Here is a 20,894-nt window from a genome sequence, read left to right as displayed (position 1 = left end):
GATGCCCACCGAGATCCTGATGCCGGCGCTGTCGCCCACCATGGAGGAAGGCACGCTCGCCAAATGGCACATCAAGGAAGGCGACCGGGTGTCCTCCGGCGACGTCATCGCCGAGATCGAGACCGACAAGGCAACGATGGAGGTCGAGGCGGTGGAGGAGGGCACCATCGGCAAGCTGCTCATCGCCGAAGGCACGGAACATGTGCCGGTCAACAAGCCCATCGCGATTCTGCTTGACGAGGGCGAGGGGACGTCCGCGATTGTCAAAGTCAGTTCCCCCTCACCCAAGCCCGCTCCCCAATGGGGAGAGGGAGACGCCGACGCCGCAGCCCATTTCACGTCTCCCCGGTTGGGAGAGGTCGCTTCGCGTAGCGGAGCGGGTGAGGGGGAAGTCCCGACCGCTCATTCACCCGGCCCCTCACCCCGACCCTCTCGCCACGGGGAAGAGGGAGATCGTCAGGCGTCGGCCGAGCAGGTGATGCACCGCATCGCCGAGAAGATCAGGAGGAACGGCCAAGAGCGTGTCTTCGCCTCACCACTTGCGCGCCGCCTCGCTCGCGAGCAGGGAATAGACCTTGCGCATCTGCATGGCTCCGGCCCGCGTTGCCGCATCGTCGCCGTCGACATCGAGCAAGCAGCACAAGAAAGACTCCCCGCTTCGGAGCCAGAGGACTGGGAGGACGAAGAAGAGGCGGACGCCTCCGCGCCGCAGCGGAACATCGTTCAAGCGCCGCAGCGCCGGGAGGGGCGCGGCCTTTCCGACGAGACCGTGCTCGCGCTCTACGACCCCGGCAGCTACGAGATCGTGCCCCACAACACGATGCGGCGCTTCATCGCTGAGCGGCTGACCCTCGCCAAGCAAACCATCCCGCATTTCTATCTGTCGATCGACTGCACGCTCGACACCGTGCTTGCCGCGCGCGAGCGCCTGAATGCGATGTCGCCCCATGACGGTCCACGCGCCTACAAGCTGTCGGTCAACGACTTCATCATCAAGGCGATGGCCATGGCGCTACAAACGGTGCCGTACGCAAACGCCACATGGACCGAGCGCGGCCTGCTGCTGCATCGCAACTCCGATGTCGCCGTTGCGGTCGCGCTCGAAGGCGGCGGATTGTTCACGCCCGTGATCCGCAATGCCGAAGTGAAGAGCCTGTCGGAGATCTCCATCGAGATGCGCGACCTCGCCGCGCGCGCCCGCACCAAGCGGCTCGCGCCACACGAATATCAGGGCGGCTCGACCACCATTTCCAATCTCGGCATGTATGGCATCGCCCGCTTCGATGCCGTCATCAACCCGCCCCAGGCGTCGATCCTTGCCGTCGGCAAGGCCGAGCGTAAGCCCGTCATCAAGGACGATGCGGTAAAGATCGCCACGATGATGAGCGTGACGCTGTCAGTCGATCATCGCGTCATCGACGGCGCGCTGGGGGCGCAGCTCCTCGCGGCCTTCAAGGCCTATATCGAAGACCCCGTAACCATGCTGGTGTAGCGTCCGGACACGCGAAGGACACCGCAAGGACAGCCAACCATGCGCAGATTTTAGGTGCGGCTCTTGCTCATGCTGCCGCTCGCGTGCATCGGCTCGATCCTAGCCGGGTTCGCTGCCGGCTGGGTCGCGACCATGATTCCCTGCCAAAGCGAACGGCTCGCCTGCAATATCAACGAGGCCGTCGGCGCCTATGCCGTGCTGATCTGGGCGGCGCTCGGTCCGATTGTGTTCGGCGTCACGCTGCTTGTCGCCCGCAACCGCGGCGCGCTGTTGGGCGCGCTGTGCGTGCTGCTCGCGCCGCTTGCCACCTTCTTCTTTCTCGCGACCTATGAGAGATGGCTCTATGACCAACCCGATCTTTACGTCGATGGGCGAACCTTCCTGCTGATGATCGCGCCGCCGGGCCTCGCCGTCATTGCGCAATGGCTCGTGCTTCGTGCGGGGCTGAAGCTGCCCCGCTTGCGGGAAAGCGGAAGCGCCGAGACAGACCCGGCGAAAGCCTGATGGAGAGAGTGTGACGGAACACACCTACGATCTCGCCGTCATCGGCGCTGGACCGGGCGGCTATGTCGCTGCGATCCGCGCCGCGCAGCTGGGCCTAAAGACCGTCATCGTCGAGCGCGCGCATCTCGGCGGTATCTGCCTCAACTGGGGGTGCATCCCGACCAAGGCGTTGCTCCGCACCTCGGAGCTCTATCGCGCCATGCAACGCGCCTCGGAGTTCGGCCTCCGCGCCGACAATGTCGGCTTCGATCTCGCCGCCGTCGTGGCTCGCAGCCGAAAAGTGGCGGACCGGCTCGCGGGCGGCGTCGCCTATCTGATGAAGAAGAACGGCATCGCCGTGATCGACGGAGCCGCACGATTGCAGGGGCAGGGGCGTATCGCCGTCACGGGCAAGGACGGTCAAAATCTCCCCGAGATCGCGGCCAGGCATATCATCGTCGCGACCGGCGCGCGGGCAAGGACGTTGCCGGGGTTGGACACCGACGGCCGGCTGATCTGGACCTACCAAGAGGCGATGGTGCCGCCGAGCATGCCGCGATCGCTGTTGATCGTTGGCTCGGGCGCCATCGGTATCGAGTTCGCAAGTTTCTACCGCAGCCTCGGTGCCGAGGTCACGGTGGTGGAGATTCTCGATCGCATCCTACCAAGCGAGGATGCAGAGATCGCGGAGCTCGCCCGCAAGGCCTTCACGCGACAGGGCATCGCCATCCACACCGGCACAAAGGTCGAGCGGCTCGACAAGGCGCACGACAGCGTCTCCGCCACATTGCGGAACTCGGACGGGAACGACCGCGACGTCACTGTCGAGCGCGTCATCCTCGCCATTGGCATCATCGGCAATGTCGAGGGCATCGGACTGGAAGAGCAGGGGGTCAGGATCGAAAAAGGTCACATCGTCATCGACGAATGGTGCCGGACCGGCGTTCCCGACCTCTACGCCATCGGCGACGTGGCGGGTCCGCCCTGGCTCGCGCACAAAGCGAGCCACGAGGGCGTGCTTTGCGTGGAGAAAATCGCGGGCGTGGAAGGCGTCCACCCGATGGACACGACGCGCATTCCCGCCTGCACCTACAGCACGCCGCAAATTGCGAGCATCGGGCTGACGGAAGACACGGCGCGGAAGGAAGGCCACGAGCTCAAGGTGGGACGCTTCCCCTATTCCGCGAACGGCAAGGCCATCGCGCTCGGCGAGACCGACGGGCTAGTGAAGGCGATATTCGACGCCAGGACCGGCGCGCTGCTCGGCGCGCATTTGATCGGCGCGGAGGCGACCGAGCTTGTTCAGGGCTTCGCCATCGCCAAGGACCTGGAGACGACCGAGGCCGAGCTGATCGCAACCATCTTCCCCCATCCGACCTTGTCGGAGATGATGCACGAATCGGTGCTCGACGCCTTCGGTCGCGCGCTGCACATTTAACCGCCAACGAACCGATTCTGGCCGGGAACCAAGGGGAGCAACATTGCGAGCCTTATTATCTTTCTGATCGTCGGCCTCGTCGCCGGCGCCATCGCCTCTTACGTCATGGGCCGCCAGAAGGATCTTCTCACCAACCTCCTGATCGGCGTCGTCGGCACCGTGGTTGGTGGCCTGCTCGCCGGCCTTCTCGGTCTTGGCGCCTACAATATTATCGGCTCGATCATCATCGCCACGCCCGGCGCGATCATCTGCCTCTATGTCTGGCAGCGCATGCGATACGTCGGCCCGCTGTCTCTTGGCTTAAGACCATCTATATGGGAGGAGCCGGGGCGGGGTCGCCGCGGCGCAGGCAACGCAAAAAAACTCTGGAGGGCTCAATGGAGAACGACACGCAAGCGCTTCTCTCCACGCCGGGGGTAGGCTTTTTCGGCATGCTCGTGATCGGCATTCTCGCCGGCTATATCGCGGAGAAGGTTACCGCGAGCGACCACGGTCTTTTGACCAATCTGATCGTCGGCATTGCCGGCTCCTTCGTCGGCGGCGCGCTCGCCGGCCTTTTGAAGATCGAGTTCTATGGCTGGCTCGGCAACCTGCTCGTGGCCACCGTCGGCGCCATTTTGTTGCTCTTTGTGTGGCGCAGATTCAGGGACTGATGCAGGAATGGTGACATTGCTCGACATGACAGCAGTTAAGACGCGGCCGCGCCATCCCGAAAGGGCGCGGCTGCCGGACACTTCTGTCCTGCCAAAGCCATCCTGGATCCGCGTGCGGGCGCCCGGCGCGCAGGCCTTCGACGCGACCAGAGCGGTGTTGCAAGCCCACGCTCTGCACACTGTCTGCGAGGAGGCGGCCTGCCCGAATATCGGCGAGTGCTGGGGCAAGAAGCACGCGACCATCATGATCATGGGCGACATCTGCACGCGCGCTTGCGCGTTCTGCAACGTTGCGACCGGGCGTCCTGAAGCGCTCGATCCTTCTGAGCCCGAGCGGGTCGGGAACGCCATCGCCGCGCTCAACCTTACCCATGTCGTCGTCACCTCGGTCGACCGTGACGATCTGACCGATGGCGGCGCCGCGCATGTCGCCGCCACGATCGAGGCGATACGCAAAGCGGCGCCTTCGACCAGCATCGAGGTGCTGACGCCTGATTTCCTGAAAAAACCAGGGGGGCTCGACATCGTGTGCGGGGCAAGGCCCGACGTGGTCAATCACAATATGGAAACGGTACGATCCCTTTACCGGCGCATTCGCCCGGGCGCGCGTTACGATCATTCGCTCGCGCTGCTCGCCGCGGCGAAGACATGCGACCGCGGCCTCTTCACCAAATCCGGCATCATGGTCGGGCTCGGCGAGACGGAACCCGAGGTGCTGGCGCTCATGGACGATCTGCGCGGAGCGGATGTCGACTTCCTCACCATCGGGCAATATCTGCAGCCGACGCGAAAGCATGCGGCGATCCACCGTTACGTCACCCCGGATGAGTTCGCGGCGTATAGAAATGCGGCCGAGGCCAAAGGCTTCCTGCTCGTCGCCGCGAGCCCGCTCACCCGCTCGTCCTATCATGCCGCGGACGATTTCAACCGCCTCAAAGCGGCGCGCCGCGCGCCGCTCCCGCATTAGGCCCGAGGCGTCACAAGCGATGTACGTTTACGAAACCACGCACGTCATCGGCTACTCGGCCGACGACATGTTCGCGCTGATCGCCGACATCGAGGCCTATCCGAAATTCCTGCCGCTCTGCGAAGACCTCGTCATCAAGCGGCGCGAGCAGCGCGACGGGAAGGAGGTGCTCACCGCTTTAATGGCGGTCGGGTACAAGATGATCCGCGACAGTTTCACCACGCAGGTGATGCTCGACCGGCCGGAGCGCACCATCCTCGTCGAATATCTCGACGGCCCGTTCTCGTTTCTGGAGAATCGCTGGCGATTCGTGCCGCGGGGCGCGGAGTCCTGCGAGATCGAGTTTTATATCGCCTACAGCTTCCGCTCCCGTCTTCTGGAGCGCTTGATGGGCGGGCTGTTCGCCAAGGCGATACGGAAATATACCGATGCCTTCGAGGCCCGCGCCGACGAGATCTACGGCAAGCGCATGCGCATCGTGGCGTTACAATAGTTGCGCGACCAGGGCCAGTGCCCGCGCGACACTCTGCCGCCTGATCTCGTTTCGCCCAAGATCTCCGAACAGCACGCGCTCATGCAGCATGGGCGTATCGCGCCGCCCGGCGGCGAAATGCACCAGCCCCACCGGCTTGTCGTCGCTGCCGCCATCAGGGCCAGCGATCCCCGTCACCGCGACCGCAAGCGTAGCGCGGGAGCGATTCAGCGCACCGCCCGCCATGGCGCGCGCGACATCCTCGCTCACGGCGCCGTGGCGCTCGATGAGCCAGACCGGCACGCCGAGCATGGCGCTCTTCGCGGCATTGGAATAGGTGAGGAAGCCGCGCTCGAAGATCTCCGATGCGCCGGGCACCGCGGTCAACGTCGCGGCCACGAGACCGCCGGTGCAGGACTCGGCGGTGGCGATGGTGTCGCCTTTGGCGCGCGCTGCATCGAGCAGGGCTTCGGCTTGCGCGACAAGCTCCCCATCGATGCTGAAGCCGTCGCTCATGGCAGGCGGACCGTCGCGGTAGCGAGGGCCGCAATGCCTTCACCACGCCCGATAAAACCCAAGCCCTCATTCGTCGTCGCCTTGATGCTGACTTGGTCCACGTCGATGCCGAGCATCCCCGCGATCCGCGCGCGCATAGCGTCGCGATGCGGGCCTATGCGCGGCGCCTCGCACAGAAGCGAGAGATCGACATGCACGATTTCGCCGCCCCGCGCCTTCAGCATCGCGTCGGCGTGCTTGAGGAAGATCTCTGAGTCCGCGCCGCGCCAGCGCTCATCCGACGGCGGAAAATGCGAGCCGATATCGCCTTCCGCGATCGTGCCGAGCAGCGCATCCGTCAGAGCATGCAGACCAACATCAGCATCGCTATGGCCGATGAGTTTCTTGCTGTGGGGAATGCGCACCCCGCACAGCATGACGGCGTCGCCGGACCCGAGCGCGTGGACGTCATAGCCCGTTGCGACGCGAAGCGTGTCTTCGCGCCGGCCTTCCCGCGCACGCAACACCTCATCGGCGGCCGCAATATCCTCTCGCGTGGTGAGCTTCTCGTTCATCTCCGATCCTTCGACCAGCGCCACATCCAGACCGAACCATTCTGCGACCGCGGCGTCATCGGTGAAGTCTAGCGTCGCGTCCTGCGCGGCGGCACGGTGCGCGGCGAGGATCTTATCGAAGCGAAAGCCTTGCGGTGTCTGCGCGCGCCAAAGATCGCGACGGTCGACGGTCCCCGCGACACGGCCCGCATCGCCGCGCTTCAGCGTGTCGGTCACGGGCAGGCAGGGCAGGGCCCCGTCATGCGCATCGAGGCTGTGGAGAACACGGCCGATGAGGCCGGCGTCCACGAAGGGACGCGCGGCATCGTGGATCAGAACGGAAGATGGTGCGGTCGCCGCAAGCGCCTCGAGCCCGGCCCGGACGGACTCCTGCCGCCTGGCCCCGCCGGCAACCGCGGCCAGCAAACGCTCGCCGAAAGGACGCGCCGCAGCATCGTAGCGGGCGGCATCGTCGGGATGGATGACGACAGCGATGTCGCCAACGCCTGCATGGCCGGCGAAGGCCGCGATGCTTCGCGTCAGCATCGGTACGTCTCCAAGCGGCCAATATTGCTTGGGAACTAAGGTTTCGCCGGTGGCTCTGGTGCCGTGTCCGGCCGCCACGATCAAAGCTGCAACCGGCACGGGTTAACCTCCAAAATTCCCGCATTTCGGGAAACGAATTTGTTGCACTGCGGCAAAACGAGTGTTGCCTGCCGGGCAAATCCTCCGTAGTGTGCCCAATAATAGATCAAGGGGCAGAATTGCATAATTTTTATGCACCCGCGTTTAGAGTTCACCAAGGATACACGTGTTGAGCGGCTTCACCAAAAAGAGCCCACGCGGCGAAACGGCTGTCCCGGTGCTGCCGGAGAACCTTCTCGGCGCCCTGCCGCATCCGCTCCTCGTTTTAGGGGAGGGGCTTGCCATCGAATACGCCAATACCGCCGCCGAAGATTTCTTCCAAATGAGCGCTGGCGTGCTTTGCCGCCGGAACCTCACCGACGTCGTCCCCTTTGGCAGCCCGTTGATCGCTCTTGTCGAGCAGGTGCAGCGCAACGGCACGACCGTCAATGAGTACGGCGTGGATCTCGGCTCCTACCGCTTTGGCGCGCCGAAGCTCGTCGACCTTTACGGCGGCCCGCTGCCCGAAGTGTCGGGCAGGGTGCTGATCGTGTTGCAGCAGCGCAGCATGGCTCAAATGATCGAGCGCCAGCTCACCCATCGCGGCGCGGCTCGCTCCGTCTCCGGCCTCGCCGCGGTCCTCGCTCACGAGATCAAGAACCCGCTATCCGGGATCAGAGGCGCGGCGCAACTGCTCGAGGCCGACCGGGGCGAAAACGATCGCACCCTGACGCGGCTCATCTGCGCGGAGTCGGATCGCATCTGCAAGCTAGTCGATCGCATGGAGATCTTCGGCGATCAGCGTCCCATCCAGCGTGAGCCCGTGAACATCCATGACGTCCTCGACCATGTGAAGCAGATCGCTAAGACGGGCTTCGCGCGCCAGATCAAGATCGTAGAGAATTACGACCCTTCGCTGCCGCCGGTGCCCGGCAGTCGCGACAAGCTCATTCAAGTCTTTCTCAATCTGGTCAAGAACGCCGCCGAAGCCATCGGCCAGGACCGCGCCGACGGACAGATCACGCTGAGAACCTCGTTTCGACCGGGCGTGCGCCTGTCCGTGCCGGGAAGCCAGGCACGCGTCGGCCTGCCGCTGGAGATTTCTGTCGAGGACAACGGCGCCGGCGTGCCCGCGGACCTCATGCCGCATCTCTTCGATCCGTTCGTAACCACGAAGCCGTCGGGCACCGGCCTCGGTTTGGCGCTGGTAGCGAAGATCGTCGACGATCATGGCGGCATCATCGAATTTGACTCGCGGCCAAAATGCACCGTGTTCCGGGCGCTCATGCCCATGGCCGAAGGCGAAACGACGCAGACGGGATAGGCTTGAGTCAATGGGCAAGGGAAACATACTGATCGCCGACGACGACGCCGCGATCCGCACGGTGCTTAACCAGGCACTCGCCCGTGCCGGCTACGTGCCCCGCGCCACCGGGAATGCCGCAGCGCTCTGGCGCTGGATCAGCCAAGGCGAGGGCGATCTCGTCATCACCGACGTGCTGATGCCCGACGAGAACGCCTTCGACCTTATTCCTCGCGTCAAGAAGCTTCGGCCGGACCTGCCCATCATTGTCATGAGCGCGCAGAACACGTTCATGACCGCGATCACGGCCGCGGAGCGGGGGGCTTATGAATACCTGCCCAAGCCGTTCGATCTCAACGAGCTGGTCGCCGTGGTCGGCCGCGCGCTGGCGGAGCCTCGCCGCAAGGCCCAACGCCTCGCCGTCGATTCCAATGACGGGCTGCCGCTGATCGGCCGCTGCGCCGCCATGCAGGATATCTACCGCGTCTTGGCGCGGCTGACGCAGACCGACCTCACCGTGATGATCACGGGCGAGTCCGGTACCGGCAAGGAGCTCGTCGCGCGCGCGCTGCACGAATACGGCAAGCGCCGCAACGGCCCCTTCGTCGCCATCAACATGGCCGCGATCCCGCGCGAGCTAATCGAATCCGAATTGTTCGGTCACGAGAAGGGCGCTTTCACCGGCGCGCAGAGCCGTCACATCGGACGCTTCGAGCAATCCGAAGGCGGCACGCTGTTTCTCGATGAGATCGGCGACATGCCGATGGAGGCGCAGACGCGACTCCTCCGCGTCTTGCAGGAAGGCGAATACACGACCGTCGGCGGACGCACCCCGATCCGCACCAATGTCAGGATCATCGCAGCCACCAATCGCGACCTCCGCCAGCAGATCGATCAGGGCCTGTTCCGCGAGGATCTGTTCTATCGGCTGAACGTCGTCCCGCTGCGGCTGCCGCCGTTGCGCGAGCGGCTGGAGGATATCCCCGACCTCGTGCGGCATTTCCTCGGCATCGCGGAGAAGGAGGGACTGCCGCCGAAAGCGTTCGAGCCGAGCGCCATCGAACGCATGAAACACTATCAGTGGCCCGGCAATGTGCGTGAGCTGGAGAATCTGGTGCGGCGTCTTTCGGCGATCTACGCGCAGGACACCGTGACCCAGGAGATGGTGGACAGCGAACTTTCCAGCGCCACGCGCATCACATTTTCGGAAGCCGCCGAGCAGCAGGGCGATCTGTCCGAATCCGTCGAGCGCTTTCTCTCCGACTATTTCATGAGCTTCGGCCAGGAACTTCCGCCGCCCGGCCTCTATCCCCGCGTGCTGCGCAAGATCGAGCTTCCCCTCATCACTGCGGCACTGGCGGCCACGCGCGGCAACCAGATCCGCGCCGCCGACCTGCTTGGGTTGAACCGGAACACCTTGCGCAAGAAGATGCGCGACCTGGGCATCAAGGTCGTGCGCAGCCCCGGCCTCTAAGCGAATTCCAACGCGAATCAAGACCTTCAGGACTATCTCGCCCGAGCTACAACCCTCGGCCGCAGAAGGTGTGGACGCGCGATCACCGAAGCTTGATTGTCGCCAAAGCGCCACATTGTGATTTTATTGCAACCACTCCCCAATGGGGAGCGCTCCCGGCGACGTATCAGGGTTAAAGACCAGGATAGAGGGGGGAGGGGTTGCGTAGCTTCCTTCAGCATTTGCGCGAGGCGATCGACAAGGTGGCGTTTTGGCGGACGCCAGGCACATTGACTGACTCTGTCGCCCAAGCCTCCTCGCGAACGAACAAGACGCAGCCCGTCAAGGCGCAGTCTCAATCGCGCGCGCGCCGGCGGTTGCCCTTCACGCTCGGCTTGATCACCATGGTGCTCTCGCTGTGCTCCGGTCTCGCGACCTACGTGATCCTGACCGGCCTAACGCCTATCGTTCCGAACCACCGGGTGGTGGTAGGCGTCCTTCTTATCAATCTGGTTCTTGTCCTGGCGATGGTGGGGATCATCGCCTGGCAGGTGACGGGGCTCTGGCTTGCCCGGCGTCAGCAAGCCGCAGGCGCCCAGCTCCACGTCCGCATCGTCAGCCTCTTCAGCGTCATCGCGGTCGTGCCCGCCATTCTGCTCGCGGTGTTCGCCAGCGTCTCTCTCGCCCGCGGGCTGGACCATTGGTTCTCAGTACGCACCAAATCCATCATCCAGAATTCGATCGACGTGGCTACGGCTTACGTGCAGGAGCACGGCCAAGTCATCCGCGCCGACACGCTCGGCATGGCGAAGGACATTGACGAAGCGGTAGACCTGGTCCGCTCACGCCCCGACGGCTTCGGCAATTTCCTCACCGCGCAGGCAGCGATCAGGGCGCTACCCATCGCATATTTGATCGACAGCAAGGGGAAGGTCCTCGCCACCGCCGCAACCTTGCAAGACTTCCCGTATAAGCCGCCGCCACCAGCGGCGATGGAGCTTGCCAAGAAAGGCCAGGTCATCGTGATCGCGCCGGGGCAATCCCACATGGTCGGCGCGATCAAGACACTGCAAAATTTCAACGATACATATCTCTACGTCATCCGCCCGGTGAACGCCCGCGTGCTGGACCAGCTTCGCGCCACACGGGCGAATGTCGCCGAGTATCAGCTCCTGGAGCAACGCCGGACCGGCGTGCAGGTGGCCTTCGGCCTCATGTATGTGGCCATCGCGCTGACGCTGCTGCTTTCGGCGATCTGGATCGGCATGTGGTTCGCGAGCCGCCTTGTGGCGCCGATCCGTCAGCTCATGGGCGCGGCGCAGCAGATCTCGGAAGGCAATCTCGGCGGGGCGCTCGATGTGGATCCCGCCGATGGCGATCTCGCCGTGCTCGGCACCACGTTTAACACAATGACCTCGGAGCTGAAGAGCCAGCGCGACGAGCTGATCGGCGCCAATACCAAGCTCGACGAGCGGCGCAGCTTTATGGAGGCCGTGCTCTCCGGTATCACGGCAGGCGTGGTCGGCGTGGACTCCAATGGTGTGATCACGCTCGTCAACCGCTCCGCCGAAACCCTGTTAGGGGCCAAGGAGAACACTCTAACGGGGCAGCCCCTCGCGAGCGCCATCCCGGAATTCGGCCCGCTCTTCAAGCGCGCGCAGAAGCAGGATCGGCGCCTCGTCTCGGACCAAGTCTCGCTGCGCCGCGCGGGCTCCGAACGTAATTTCGCGGTGCGCGTGACGAGCGAGGGGACCGAGCAGCAGGCGGAAGGCTACGTCGTCACCTTCGACGACATAACCGAGCTCGTCAGCGCGCAGAGAAGCTCGGCCTGGGCCGACGTGGCGCGGCGCATCGCGCACGAGATTAAGAATCCACTGACACCAATCCAGCTTTCCGCCGAGCGCATCCGCCGCAAATACGGCGACTCCATCACCAAAGACCGCGAGGTCTTCGATCAGTGTACCGACACCATCATCCGCCAAGTGTCCGATATTGGCCGCATGGTGGATGAATTCTCGGCTTTCGCGCGCATGCCGAAGCCGGTGATGGAGCCCCACGATGTGCGCGAGCTCGTGCGCGAGGCCGTGTTCCTGTTCCAGGTCAGCCGGCCTGACATCAAATTCGAGTTCGAGCTGCCGCCGAAACCGCTGGTCACCTTGTGCGATCGCAGGCTGCTCACCCAAGCCGTCACCAATCTCGTCAAGAACGCCGGCGAGGCCATCGACTCCGCCGCCGAGGCGGACCCTGCGCGCGCCAATACTGGCCGCATCCTGACCAGGGTGCGCAGCAAGGGCGACCGGGTCCAGATCACGGTCATCGACAATGGCTGCGGTCTTCCGAAGGAAGATCGTCATCGCCTGGTCGAGCCTTACATGACGACCCGCGCTAAGGGGACCGGGCTCGGCCTCGCCATCGTGCAGCGAATCACCGAGCAGCATGGCGGCACGCTCATTCTCGCCGACGCGCCGACGCGCAACGGTAAAATCGAAGGGACCTCGGTCCGCATGGAGCTGCCCCTGACAAACGCGGGGTCCACTGGCGTGGTGGCGCCGGAGGACGATGTCTCGGTCGAGACCACCGCGCGTGAAGCGGTCGAGGAGGGAGAGGAAGTAACCCATGGCGTCTGACATCCTGATCGTTGATGACGAGGCCGACATTCGGGAACTCGTTGCGGGCATCCTCGAGGACGAGGGGCACTCCACACGCCTTGCCAAGAACAGCGACGAGACCCTCGCGGCGGTGGAGGACCGGCGGCCGACGCTCGTGATCCTCGACATCTGGCTGCAAGGCTCGAAGCTCGACGGCTTGGAGCTTCTCGACCGCATTCGAGCGGCGCATCCGGAGTTGCCCGTCATCATCATCAGCGGTCACGGCAACATCGAAACCGCCGTCGCGGCCATCAAGCGCGGCGCTTACGACTACATCGAAAAGCCGTTCAAGGCGGATCGGCTCGTGCTGATCACCGCACGCGCGCTCGAAGCCTCCAAGCTCCGCCGCGAGAACCGCGAGCTGCGCGAGCGCAGCACCTACAGCTTCGAGATGGTCGGACGCTCGGTTGCGATCACCCAGCTGCGGCAGTCCATCGACAAGGTCTCGCCCACCAATAGCCGCGTCCTGATCACCGGACCCTCCGGCTGCGGCAAGGAGCTTGCCGCGCGCATGCTGCACATCAAGTCGGCGCGCGCCGACGGCCCCCTCGTGGTGCTTCACGCAGCCGCCATGGTACCGGACCGCGTCGAGCTCGAGCTATTCGGAACCGAGGAGGGCGCCGGCTCGGGCGCGCGCAAGGTGGGCGCGCTGGAGGAGGCGCATAACGGCACGCTCTATATCGACGAAATCGCCGACATGCCGATGGAGACCCAGGCCAAGATCGTCCGCGTGCTCGTCGAGCAGCGCTTCCAGCGTCTCGGCGGCGGGCCCAAGGTGCATGTCGATGTGCGCGTGATTTCCTCCACCAGCCACGAATTGCAGAAAGAGATCGCGGCGGGGCGCTTGCGCGAAGATCTTTATCATCGCCTCAACGTCGTTCCCATCCGCGTGCCGGGCATCTCGGAGCGCCGCGAGGACGTGCCCGAGCTCGTGCGCTTTTTCGTGCAGCAGATCTCTGTTGCCTCGGGTTTGCCGCCGCGCCGCATCGGCGAGGACGCCATGGCCGTGCTGCAATCCCACGATTGGCCGGGTAATGTCCGCCAGCTGCGCAATGTCATCGAGCGGTTGATGATTCTCGTCGGCGGCGACGACGAAACCCTGATCACCGCGGAGATGCTTCCCGAAGAGATCGTCTCGCCGGTTCCGCTATCCCCGAACGGCGCAGGGGGGGAGCATCTGATGTCGCTCCCCTTGCGCGACGCGCGTGAAATCTTCGAGCGCGAATACCTGCTGGCCCAGGTCAACCGCTTCGGCGGCAACATTTCCCGCACCGCGGAATTCGTCGGAATGGAGCGCTCGGCGCTGCACCGTAAGCTCCGCGCGCTGGGCGTGCATTCCGCCGAGCGCGTCCCCGCCATGCGCTGACCGCACTCAGAAACCGCTTAATCTCGCCAAAAACGGACCCGTTTACGGCCCTAAGCCGCATCAGAACGCTTGCAGTCGTGCCCCGCAATCGCGTCTAATGCGCCAGTCTGACCGGGAGGCTGTATTCCGGGGCCAGAATCGGGCGTAAGCGTGGACCAAAGGCACGGGGAAGCCCATGGCAACTGAACGCACGCAAAGTCTTCAGGACACGTTTCTCAATCACGTTCGCAAAAACAAGGTCCCCTTGACCATCTTTCTGGTGAACGGCGTTAAGCTCCAAGGCGTTGTGACTTGGTTCGATAATTTCTGTGTCCTGCTGCGGCGGGATGGGCATTCACAGCTCGTCTACAAGCACGCGATTTCGACCATCATGCCGGGTCAGCCAATTCAGCTTGCGGACATTGAACCCGAAGGTGCCGGAGAGTAATTGCGTCCGACGAATCCGAAAGCGCTGAAGCGGAAGAAGACACCGGCGGAACCGCGCCGGGAGCGTGAGCCGAATGAAACGGGCCGCGTGCGCACCGTTGTGTTGAGCCCCGTTCTCGCCCCAGTCACACGCAAACTGCACCGCACAGGCACCGGCGCGGGCGAGCGTTCGCCGACGGCGCGGCTCGAAGAGGCCGTCGGTCTCGCGCTGGCGCTCGATCTCGACATCCGCGCAAGTGGTCTCGTGCCGGTCTCGCGGCCGAAGCCTGCGACGCTGTTCGGCGCAGGCAAGGTCGAGGAACTCGAGGGCCTCATCCGCGGAGAAGACGCCGAGCTCGTCATCGTCGACCTTGCGCTCACCCCGGTGCAGCAGCGCAATCTCGAGACCGCGTGGAATGCGAAGGTGCTCGACCGCACCGGGTTGATCCTGGAGATTTTCGGCGAGCGCGCACGCACGCGGGAAGGGCGCCTGCAAGTCGAGCTTGCCCATCTCGTCTACCAGAAGAGCCGGCTGGTGCGCTCCTGGACCCATCTCGAACGCCAGCGCGGCGGCCACGGCTTTCTCGGCGGCCCGGGCGAGACGCAGATCGAGACCGACCGCCGCCTCATCAGCGAACGCATCGACGTCATTCGCCGCGAACTCGAGCAGGTGCGCCGAACCCGCGCTCTGCACCGAAAATCGCGCGAGCGCGTGCCCTATCCGACCGTCGCGCTAGTCGGCTACACCAATGCCGGCAAGTCGACGCTCTTCAACGCGCTGACCGGGGCGGGGGTGCTCGCCGAGGACACGCTCTTCGCCACTCTCGATCCCACCATTCGCAGCCTACGACTGCCCGGCGGTACCAAGGCGGTTCTGTCCGACACCGTGGGCTTCATCTCCAATCTCCCCACCACACTCATTGCGGCCTTCCGTGCGACGCTCGAAGAAGTGCAGGAAGCCGACCTGATCCTGCACGTCCGCGACATCGCCGACGCCGCCACCGGAAGCCAGCGCGCCGACGTCAACGCCGTGCTCTCCGAGCTCGGTATCGATGCGGACGAGGCGCTGGGCCGCGTGCTCGAAGTCTGGAACAAGTCGGATCTACTCGACGAAACGGGCCGCCAGCGCGTCGAGAACGAATCTCACCGGGAGCCGGGGGCCGTCGTGGTCTCCGCCGTTACCGGTTTCGGCCTCGACGCGCTTCGCAGCAAGATCGAGCGGCGGCTCAATCGTACCCGCGACGTTCTGCGCATCGAGCTAGGACCCGACGAAGGGTCGCTTGAGAATTGGATCTACGAGAACTGCGAGGTGGTCGAGCGGTCCAATCTCGGCGAGGGCGCGACCGCGCTGCGGATTCGCATCGCGCCGCAGAAACTGCATATGCTCGCCCGTCTCGCCGGGTCCGCGCGGCTCGGGGAGGCCGCGGAGTAGGCCCTAGTCTTTTGCCTCGGCATCCTTTGCGGCGTCCCACAGCAGATCCATTTCTTCGAGCGTTGCGTCCTCGGGCTTGCGTCCATCGCGGGCAAGCGCCTGCTCGATGCTGTGGAAGCGGCGCGTGAACTTTGCATTCGCCGCCCGCAGCGCCGCCTCTGGATCAACGCGCAGATGCCGCGCGAGATTGGCCATGACGAAGAGGATGTCGCCATACTCTTCGGCGACATTCGCGGCCGCACTCTCGTCGTGCTTCTGCGCGAGAGCCGCTTTCAGCTCCGCGATTTCTTCCTCGGTTTTCGCCAGCACGGCCGCAATATCGGGCCAGTCGAAACCGACACGCGCCGCACGCGACTGAAGCTTGATCGCGCGCGTTAGGCCCGGCAGCGCCAACGGCACGTCGTCTAGTTGGGAGCGGGGACCAGCGTCGCCCTTTCCCGCCTTCTCCTCCGCCTTCATACGCTCCCAAAGATTGTCGCGCTGAAACTGATCCTCCCGCGTCGAATCATCGAACACATGAGGGTGCCGGCGGATCATCTTCGCCGTGATCGCGCTCACCACATCGCTAAAATTGAAGTCGTTTTGCTCCGACGCCATCTGCGCGTGATAGACGACCTGCAAAAGCAGATCGCCGAGCTCGTCTTTGAGCGCGTCCATGTCGGCGCGGTCGATCGCGTCGGCGACCTCGTAGGCTTCCTCGATCGTGTAGAGCGCGATACTTTGAAAAGTCTGGTCGCGATCCCACGGGCACCCTGTCTCACGATCTCGTAGCCGCGCCATCACCGCCAGGAGATCGTCGAGCGAGTGGCGTTTCTCCGCGGCGTCAGGGATGGCTGCGCCCCCTGCCGACAACTCTATTCTATGACGCGGCGATAACGAACAAAATTGCCGAGTGGAGACAAGGCGATAGCGGAATTCGGTCATTCTTCTGGCCCACCCTGATTCGCATAAGGTATATTATGGAAAATTATGTTGGGACGATTAGGTGGATCGTTGCGCGCTGCCCAGGGTCACTGCCGCTCGTATTGATCGCGCACGAACCGATCCAGCAGACGCACGCCGAACCCTGGACCCCAACTCCGATTGATGTCGGTGTCGGCGGATGCCATGCCCGTGCCGGCGATGTCGAGATGCGCCCACGGCATGCCGTCCTTGATGAAGCGCTGCAAAAACTGCGCCGCCGAGATCGAGCCGCCCCACCGTCCGCCGGTGTTCTTGATGTCGGCGACCTTGGAATCGATCAGCTTGTCGTATTTGGGCCCGAGCGGCAGCCGCCACAGTTTCTCGCCCGTCTCAGTTCCGGCAGCGAGCAGCTTGTTGGACAGACCGTCGTTGTTGGAGAAAAGCCCGGCATGCTCCTTGCCGAGTGCGACCATCACCGCGCCGGTGAGCGTCGCGAGATTGACGATGGCTTTCGGCTTGAAGCGCTGCTGCGCGTACCAGAGGCAATCGGCGAGTACCATGCGGCCTTCGGCGTCCGTGTTAAGAACCTCGATGGTCTTTCCCGACATCGCTTTCACGACGTCGCCCGGACGCTGAGCGCCGCCGCCGGGCATATTCTCGGTGAGACCGATAATGCCGACGACGTTCGCCTTCGCCTTGCGCTCGGCCAGCGTGCGCATGAGACCGACGACGCAAGCGGCGCCCGCCATGTCGCCCTTCATGTCTTCCATGCCCGCAGCGGGCTTCAGCGAGATTCCGCCGGCATCGAAGGTCACGCCCTTGCCGACGAAGACGATCGGGTCGCCCCCCTTCGGGCCCGCGCCGCGCCACTGCATGACGACGACATGGCTCGGCTGATCGCTGCCCTGCCCCACGGCCAGCAACGCACCCATGCCGAGCCTTTTCAGCGCCGGCTCGTTCAGCACCTCGACCTGGACGCCGACCTTCGTCAGCTCCTTGGCACGCTGCGCGAATTCGGATGGGCCGAGCACATTCGCAGGCTCGTTGACGAGATCGCGCGCGACGTCGACGCCATGCGCGATCGCCTGACCGGTCGCAAACGCCTTTGTCGCCGCGCGCGGATCCGCGCAATGGATGACGACCTTCTTCAGGCTCTTTTCGAGCTCGTTGGCCGCCTTCTTGGATTTGTCCGTCGTCTTGTACTTTTTGAAGCTGTAGCCGCGGAGCAACATCCCGAGAGCAAAACTTGCGACGTCTGCGGTGTCCACCTCGCCGTTTGCGATCTCGAGAAAGACATGCGCCGTCTGCCCTTCTTTGCCCGTCAGCGCGCCGCGCAGACAGCCGCCGAGATTGAGCCAGTCCTCGGGACCGAACTCAGCCGGCTTACCAATGCCGGCGACCACGAGGCGCGACAGGTTGAGTCCTGTCGGCACGAGCAAGTTAACGTAGCTGTCCTTCTTGCCCTTAAACCCGATGAGTTCTCCAGCCTTCGTCAGCAAACCTTTCGACTTCTTGTCGAAGTCTTGGGCCATGGGGCTAAATTTGGGTCCATCCTCGGCTAGAACGACCACGACGCCCTCCCCGGGGCCGCGCGCGCCAGCAAACGAAATTACGGGTTGATCGCTCAATTGGAACTCCCTCGATACCATTGCCGCCGTGCCAATCGCGGACGCACGAGCCGCGCCGTGAGTCGCTGCCGGCGCGCTCGCTGGTGCAATTTTGCAACAGCGGCATGGATTGCAGTCACCCTACCTAAATCCTGCGCCGCCGGAAAGCAAGCTGGCCCAAAACGTCGAAATTCCGCCATGTTAGCCTGATGGGAATCGTCAGCGGCACCAGACGGTTGGCGCCTCGCGCCGCCAGCCTACTGGGCCACTTGGGGGACATCTCGAAACGGCCATGACACTGTTCGGCCGATACGTGCTGCGGCAGGTGACCAACGCCTTCGTTGTCATCCTGCTCACGCTGACATCCGTCGTGTGGCTCGCTACAGCCCTGAAGGAGCTCGACCTGATCACCTCGCAGGGTCAGGGCTTGGGCCTCTTTCTGCACATGACGCTTCTCAGCCTCCCGAGCCTCATCGCGCTAATCGCTCCCAATGCGGTGCTGATGGCCGCGCTTTACACGCTCGACCGCATGAATGGCGACAGCGAACTCATCGTGATGACGGCCGCCGGCGCGCCGATTTGGCGGATCGGCGCCCCTTTCATCATCCTGGCCTCGGTCGTTAGCGTGGCGATCCTCGTCACCAACCTCTACGTCACCCCGGCCTCGATGCGTGCGCTGCGCACCCTCGTCACTCCGGTGCGCGCCGACATTGTCTCGCAAGTCCTTCAGCCAGGCCGATTTTCCAGCCCCGAATCGGGTCTCACTTTTCATATCCGCGATCGCGCCATGAATGGGGATTTGCTCGGGCTCCTCGTCCAGGATGAGCGCGACGACAAGGAAGTGATGAGCTACCTCGCCGAGCGCGGCCGCATCCTCAGCAATGAGGACGGCGACTATCTCGTGATGATGGACGGCTACGTGCATCGCTACGACAGCGAGGCCAAAGACAAAAACGTGCAAATCGTGGCCTTCGACCAAAACGTCCTCGATCTTTCCGAGCTCAACGCCAAGACCAGCGGCAGCAAGGGCATGGCGCCGCGCGAGCGATATCTGGGCGAGCTGCTCAATCTGACTGCCAAGGACGTGAAGAGTTTTGGGGGCGCAATCCGTCTGGAGCTGCACGACCGCTTCTCCACCGCCCTTTATCCACTGCTGTTCGCCTTCCTTGCCGTCGCCGTCCTCGGCCATGCGCGCACCACCCGCGACAGCCGCTGGGCGCAAATTCTCCTAGCCTTCGGCCTCGCGTTGGGGTTGCGCATAGCGGGCCTCACAGCCTCCAATCTTGTGGCCCTGAATGCATCCGCTGTGGCCTTGGTTTATGCTATTCCAGTGGGGGCGATTCTCGTTGCGGCATGGGCCGCACACGTTAGAATGTCGCCAGAAATTCGGTCCAAGCTGAACTTCGAGTTCCAGCCAAAAAATATAAGATTTTGGGCCGCGAGAGGGATGCAGGCGAAGTGAGAGCGCAGATGCCAGGCATCAGTGCAGTGGGGACCCTTGCGCGCTATTTTTCGCTGCGCTTCCTCATCGCCATGGTGGCGATGTTCGTCATCTGCTGCGTGCTGATTTTCTTCGTAGATCTCATCGAGATTCTGCGCCGCGCCGGCAAGTATTCCGGCGACGTTCCAGGCTTCCTGCTCGCCTGGATCACGCTTTTGCGCCTGCCGTCCTTCTCCGAGCTGATCCTTCCCTTCGCCGTTCTCATCGGCACGATCGGCGTGTTCCTGATGCTGAATCGCTCCTCCGAGCTCGTCGTGTTGCGCGCCGCCGGCGTTTCGGTCTGGCAGTTCTGCCTTCCGGCCATGGTCGTCGCCTTCCTGCTCGGCGTGGCTTTCATCCTGCTCTACAACCCCGTCGGCGCGTTGGCGCGCGGCGAGGCCGAGCGGCTTTACGCCCTCGCCTTCGACCGTGACGAATCCTTGCTCAAGGCGAACAAGAACGCCGGCGCCTGGCTGCGCCAGGATGGGGTCGACGGTCAGTCGGTGATTCACTCCCTGCGCGTGCTGAACCAGGGTCTCGAGCTCGGCGGCGTCACCGTTTTCCAATACGACAAAGATCAGGGTCTCTCCGAACGCATCGAAGCGGCGAAGGCCGTGCTCAAGGACGGCCGCTGGGAGTTGCAGGATGCCTGGGTCAGCGCCGTCGGCCAGGAGCCGGCGCACTATGAGAGCTATATTCTCAGCACCTATCTGACCCCGACCCAGGTGCGCGACAGTCTCGGCACCGTGTTCTCGATCTCATTCTGGGATCTGCCGAATTTCATCCAGATCGCGGAACGCGCCGGGCTGCCGGCGACCCAGTACCGCGTGCAGTATCAGCTGCTGCTGTCGCGGCCCTTCGTGCTCGTGACCATGGTGCTCATCGCCGCCACCTGCTCCTTGCGCAGCTTCCGCTTCGGCAAGATTCAGCTGAACGCCATGGTCGGGCTGGCGGCCGGTTTCGGGTTCTTCGTGTTCGCCGAAGTCTCGCGCAATTTCGCCATGTCCGGACTGACCTCCGCGGTGGCCGCGGCCTGGGTTCCCGTCATCGTCGCGGCGAGCCTCGCGCTGACCGTGCTCTTGTACAAAGAGGACGGCTGACCATGGCCACGGGGGAAGC

At 63.9% G+C, this 20,894-nt stretch carries 19 protein-coding genes; 15 read left to right on the top strand and 4 right to left on the bottom strand.

Translation table 11 applies throughout. From position 1 onward, the window contains the following. The first annotated feature begins 1 nt into the window (after position 1). The 7 genes from ACR2J1_RS10385 (at position 2) to ACR2J1_RS10355 (ending at position 5,526) form a co-directional block, all read left to right on the top strand. Complete coding sequence (locus tag ACR2J1_RS10385) at positions 2-1,492, top strand: pyruvate dehydrogenase complex dihydrolipoamide acetyltransferase (RefSeq protein WP_434019254.1); 1,491 nt, start codon at positions 2-4, stop codon at positions 1,490-1,492. A 54-nt stretch (positions 1,493-1,546) separates the two neighbouring features. Beyond that, positions 1,547-1,996, top strand: a complete 450-nt coding sequence (locus tag ACR2J1_RS10380) for a hypothetical protein (protein ID WP_434019253.1) — start codon at positions 1,547-1,549, stop codon at positions 1,994-1,996. A 10-nt stretch (positions 1,997-2,006) separates the two neighbouring features. Beyond that, positions 2,007-3,413, top strand: a complete 1,407-nt coding sequence (gene lpdA, locus ACR2J1_RS10375; RefSeq protein WP_434019252.1) for a dihydrolipoyl dehydrogenase — start codon at positions 2,007-2,009, stop codon at positions 3,411-3,413. 105 nt (positions 3,414-3,518) lie between these two features. Continuing rightward, positions 3,519-3,833, top strand: coding sequence for a GlsB/YeaQ/YmgE family stress response membrane protein (locus tag ACR2J1_RS10370; protein WP_434019251.1), 315 nt, complete (start codon positions 3,519-3,521; stop codon positions 3,831-3,833). Then, entirely contained in the window at positions 3,791-4,066 is a 276-nt protein-coding gene (locus ACR2J1_RS10365; protein WP_434019250.1) for a GlsB/YeaQ/YmgE family stress response membrane protein, read from the top strand. The genes ACR2J1_RS10370 and ACR2J1_RS10365 overlap by 43 nt, the downstream gene beginning before the upstream one ends. A gap of 7 nt (positions 4,067-4,073) precedes the next feature. Continuing rightward, positions 4,074-5,033, top strand: a complete 960-nt coding sequence (gene lipA / locus ACR2J1_RS10360; RefSeq protein ID WP_434019249.1) for a lipoyl synthase — start codon at positions 4,074-4,076, stop codon at positions 5,031-5,033. 19 nt (positions 5,034-5,052) lie between these two features. After that, on the top strand, positions 5,053-5,526 hold the full coding sequence (locus tag ACR2J1_RS10355) for a type II toxin-antitoxin system RatA family toxin (RefSeq protein ID WP_434019248.1): 474 nt from the start codon (positions 5,053-5,055) through the stop codon (positions 5,524-5,526). Here the strand turns inward: ACR2J1_RS10355 and ACR2J1_RS10350 are convergent. Beyond that, positions 5,518-6,021 carry a CinA family protein gene (locus ACR2J1_RS10350; protein ID WP_434019247.1) on the bottom strand — a complete coding sequence of 168 codons (504 nt, stop codon included), beginning with the start codon at positions 6,019-6,021 and terminating at the stop codon, positions 5,518-5,520. The two genes, ACR2J1_RS10355 and ACR2J1_RS10350, sit on opposite strands and share 9 nt — an antisense overlap. Continuing rightward, entirely contained in the window at positions 6,018-7,199 is a 1,182-nt protein-coding gene (locus ACR2J1_RS10345; RefSeq protein WP_434019246.1) for a bifunctional 2-C-methyl-D-erythritol 4-phosphate cytidylyltransferase/2-C-methyl-D-erythritol 2,4-cyclodiphosphate synthase, read from the bottom strand. Before ACR2J1_RS10345 ends, ACR2J1_RS10350 begins: the two co-directional genes overlap by 4 nt. Before the next feature lie 169 nt (positions 7,200-7,368). On the opposite strand from ACR2J1_RS10345, the gene ACR2J1_RS10340 reads away from it, so the two are divergent. The 6 genes from ACR2J1_RS10340 (at position 7,369) to hflX (ending at position 15,785) form a co-directional block, all read left to right on the top strand. Next, positions 7,369-8,502, top strand: coding sequence for a two-component system sensor histidine kinase NtrB (locus ACR2J1_RS10340; RefSeq protein ID WP_434019245.1), 1,134 nt, complete (start codon positions 7,369-7,371; stop codon positions 8,500-8,502). A gap of 10 nt (positions 8,503-8,512) precedes the next feature. Next, positions 8,513-9,955, top strand: a complete 1,443-nt coding sequence (gene ntrC / locus ACR2J1_RS10335; RefSeq protein WP_434019244.1) for a nitrogen regulation protein NR(I) — start codon at positions 8,513-8,515, stop codon at positions 9,953-9,955. A gap of 200 nt (positions 9,956-10,155) precedes the next feature. Continuing rightward, entirely contained in the window at positions 10,156-12,561 is a 2,406-nt protein-coding gene (locus ACR2J1_RS10330) for an ATP-binding protein (protein WP_434019243.1), read from the top strand. Then, positions 12,551-13,948, top strand: coding sequence for a sigma-54-dependent transcriptional regulator (locus tag ACR2J1_RS10325; RefSeq protein WP_434019242.1), 1,398 nt, complete (start codon positions 12,551-12,553; stop codon positions 13,946-13,948). Before ACR2J1_RS10330 ends, ACR2J1_RS10325 begins: the two co-directional genes overlap by 11 nt. 175 nt (positions 13,949-14,123) lie before the next feature. Further along, positions 14,124-14,375 (top strand): RNA chaperone Hfq, encoded by a 252-nt coding sequence (gene hfq, locus ACR2J1_RS10320; RefSeq protein WP_434019241.1) that lies wholly within the window; start codon positions 14,124-14,126, stop codon positions 14,373-14,375. Further along, positions 14,376-15,785: a GTPase HflX gene (gene hflX, locus ACR2J1_RS10315; protein ID WP_434019240.1), complete on the top strand. Its 1,410-nt coding sequence runs from the start codon at positions 14,376-14,378 to the stop codon at positions 15,783-15,785. Between the two features lie 3 nt (positions 15,786-15,788). Here the strand turns inward: hflX and mazG are convergent, their stop codons facing one another. Together mazG and ACR2J1_RS10305 are read right to left on the bottom strand one after the other, a co-directional pair. Beyond that, positions 15,789-16,637 (bottom strand): nucleoside triphosphate pyrophosphohydrolase, encoded by an 849-nt coding sequence (gene mazG, locus ACR2J1_RS10310; RefSeq protein ID WP_434019239.1) that lies wholly within the window; start codon positions 16,635-16,637, stop codon positions 15,789-15,791. Positions 16,638-16,795: 158 nt separating this feature from the next. Beyond that, positions 16,796-18,337: a leucyl aminopeptidase gene (locus tag ACR2J1_RS10305; protein WP_434019238.1), complete on the bottom strand. Its 1,542-nt coding sequence runs from the start codon at positions 18,335-18,337 to the stop codon at positions 16,796-16,798. Between the two features lie 250 nt (positions 18,338-18,587). On the opposite strand from ACR2J1_RS10305, the gene lptF reads away from it, so the two are divergent. Then, on the top strand, positions 18,588-19,757 hold the full coding sequence (lptF, locus tag ACR2J1_RS10300; RefSeq protein ID WP_434019237.1) for an LPS export ABC transporter permease LptF: 1,170 nt from the start codon (positions 18,588-18,590) through the stop codon (positions 19,755-19,757). Between the two features lie 8 nt (positions 19,758-19,765). Further along, positions 19,766-20,875, top strand: coding sequence for an LPS export ABC transporter permease LptG (gene lptG / locus ACR2J1_RS10295; RefSeq protein WP_434019236.1), 1,110 nt, complete (start codon positions 19,766-19,768; stop codon positions 20,873-20,875). The last annotated feature ends 19 nt before the right edge of the window (positions 20,876-20,894 follow it).

It is taken from the genome of Methyloceanibacter sp. (genome assembly GCF_050999895.1).
GTDB lineage: Bacteria > Pseudomonadota > Alphaproteobacteria > Rhizobiales > Methyloligellaceae > Methyloceanibacter.
The sequence above is the reverse complement of the archived record's forward strand: the minus strand, read 5'-3'. Positions and strand labels throughout refer to the sequence as shown.

Excerpts from the sequence above, each read along its gene's own strand:
- lptG (WP_434019236.1), top strand. The coding sequence starts at position 19,766 with ATGCCAGGCATCAGTGCAGTGGGGACCCTTGCGCGCTATTTTTCGCTG.
- ACR2J1_RS10325 (WP_434019242.1), top strand. The coding sequence starts at position 12,551 with ATGGCGTCTGACATCCTGATCGTTGATGACGAGGCCGACATTCGGGAA.
- ACR2J1_RS10370 (WP_434019251.1), top strand. The coding sequence starts at position 3,519 with ATGGGCCGCCAGAAGGATCTTCTCACCAACCTCCTGATCGGCGTCGTC.
- hfq (WP_434019241.1), top strand. The coding sequence starts at position 14,124 with ATGGCAACTGAACGCACGCAAAGTCTTCAGGACACGTTTCTCAATCAC.
- lipA (WP_434019249.1), top strand. The coding sequence starts at position 4,074 with ATGGTGACATTGCTCGACATGACAGCAGTTAAGACGCGGCCGCGCCAT.
- lptF (WP_434019237.1), top strand. The coding sequence starts at position 18,588 with ATGACACTGTTCGGCCGATACGTGCTGCGGCAGGTGACCAACGCCTTC.
- ACR2J1_RS10350 (WP_434019247.1), bottom strand. The coding sequence starts at position 6,021 with ATGAGCGACGGCTTCAGCATCGATGGGGAGCTTGTCGCGCAAGCCGAA.
- ACR2J1_RS10305 (WP_434019238.1), bottom strand. The coding sequence starts at position 18,337 with ATGGTATCGAGGGAGTTCCAATTGAGCGATCAACCCGTAATTTCGTTT.
- ACR2J1_RS10365 (WP_434019250.1), top strand. The coding sequence starts at position 3,791 with ATGGAGAACGACACGCAAGCGCTTCTCTCCACGCCGGGGGTAGGCTTT.
- ACR2J1_RS10385 (WP_434019254.1), top strand. The coding sequence starts at position 2 with ATGCCCACCGAGATCCTGATGCCGGCGCTGTCGCCCACCATGGAGGAA.
- ACR2J1_RS10355 (WP_434019248.1), top strand. The coding sequence starts at position 5,053 with ATGTACGTTTACGAAACCACGCACGTCATCGGCTACTCGGCCGACGAC.
- ntrC (WP_434019244.1), top strand. The coding sequence starts at position 8,513 with ATGGGCAAGGGAAACATACTGATCGCCGACGACGACGCCGCGATCCGC.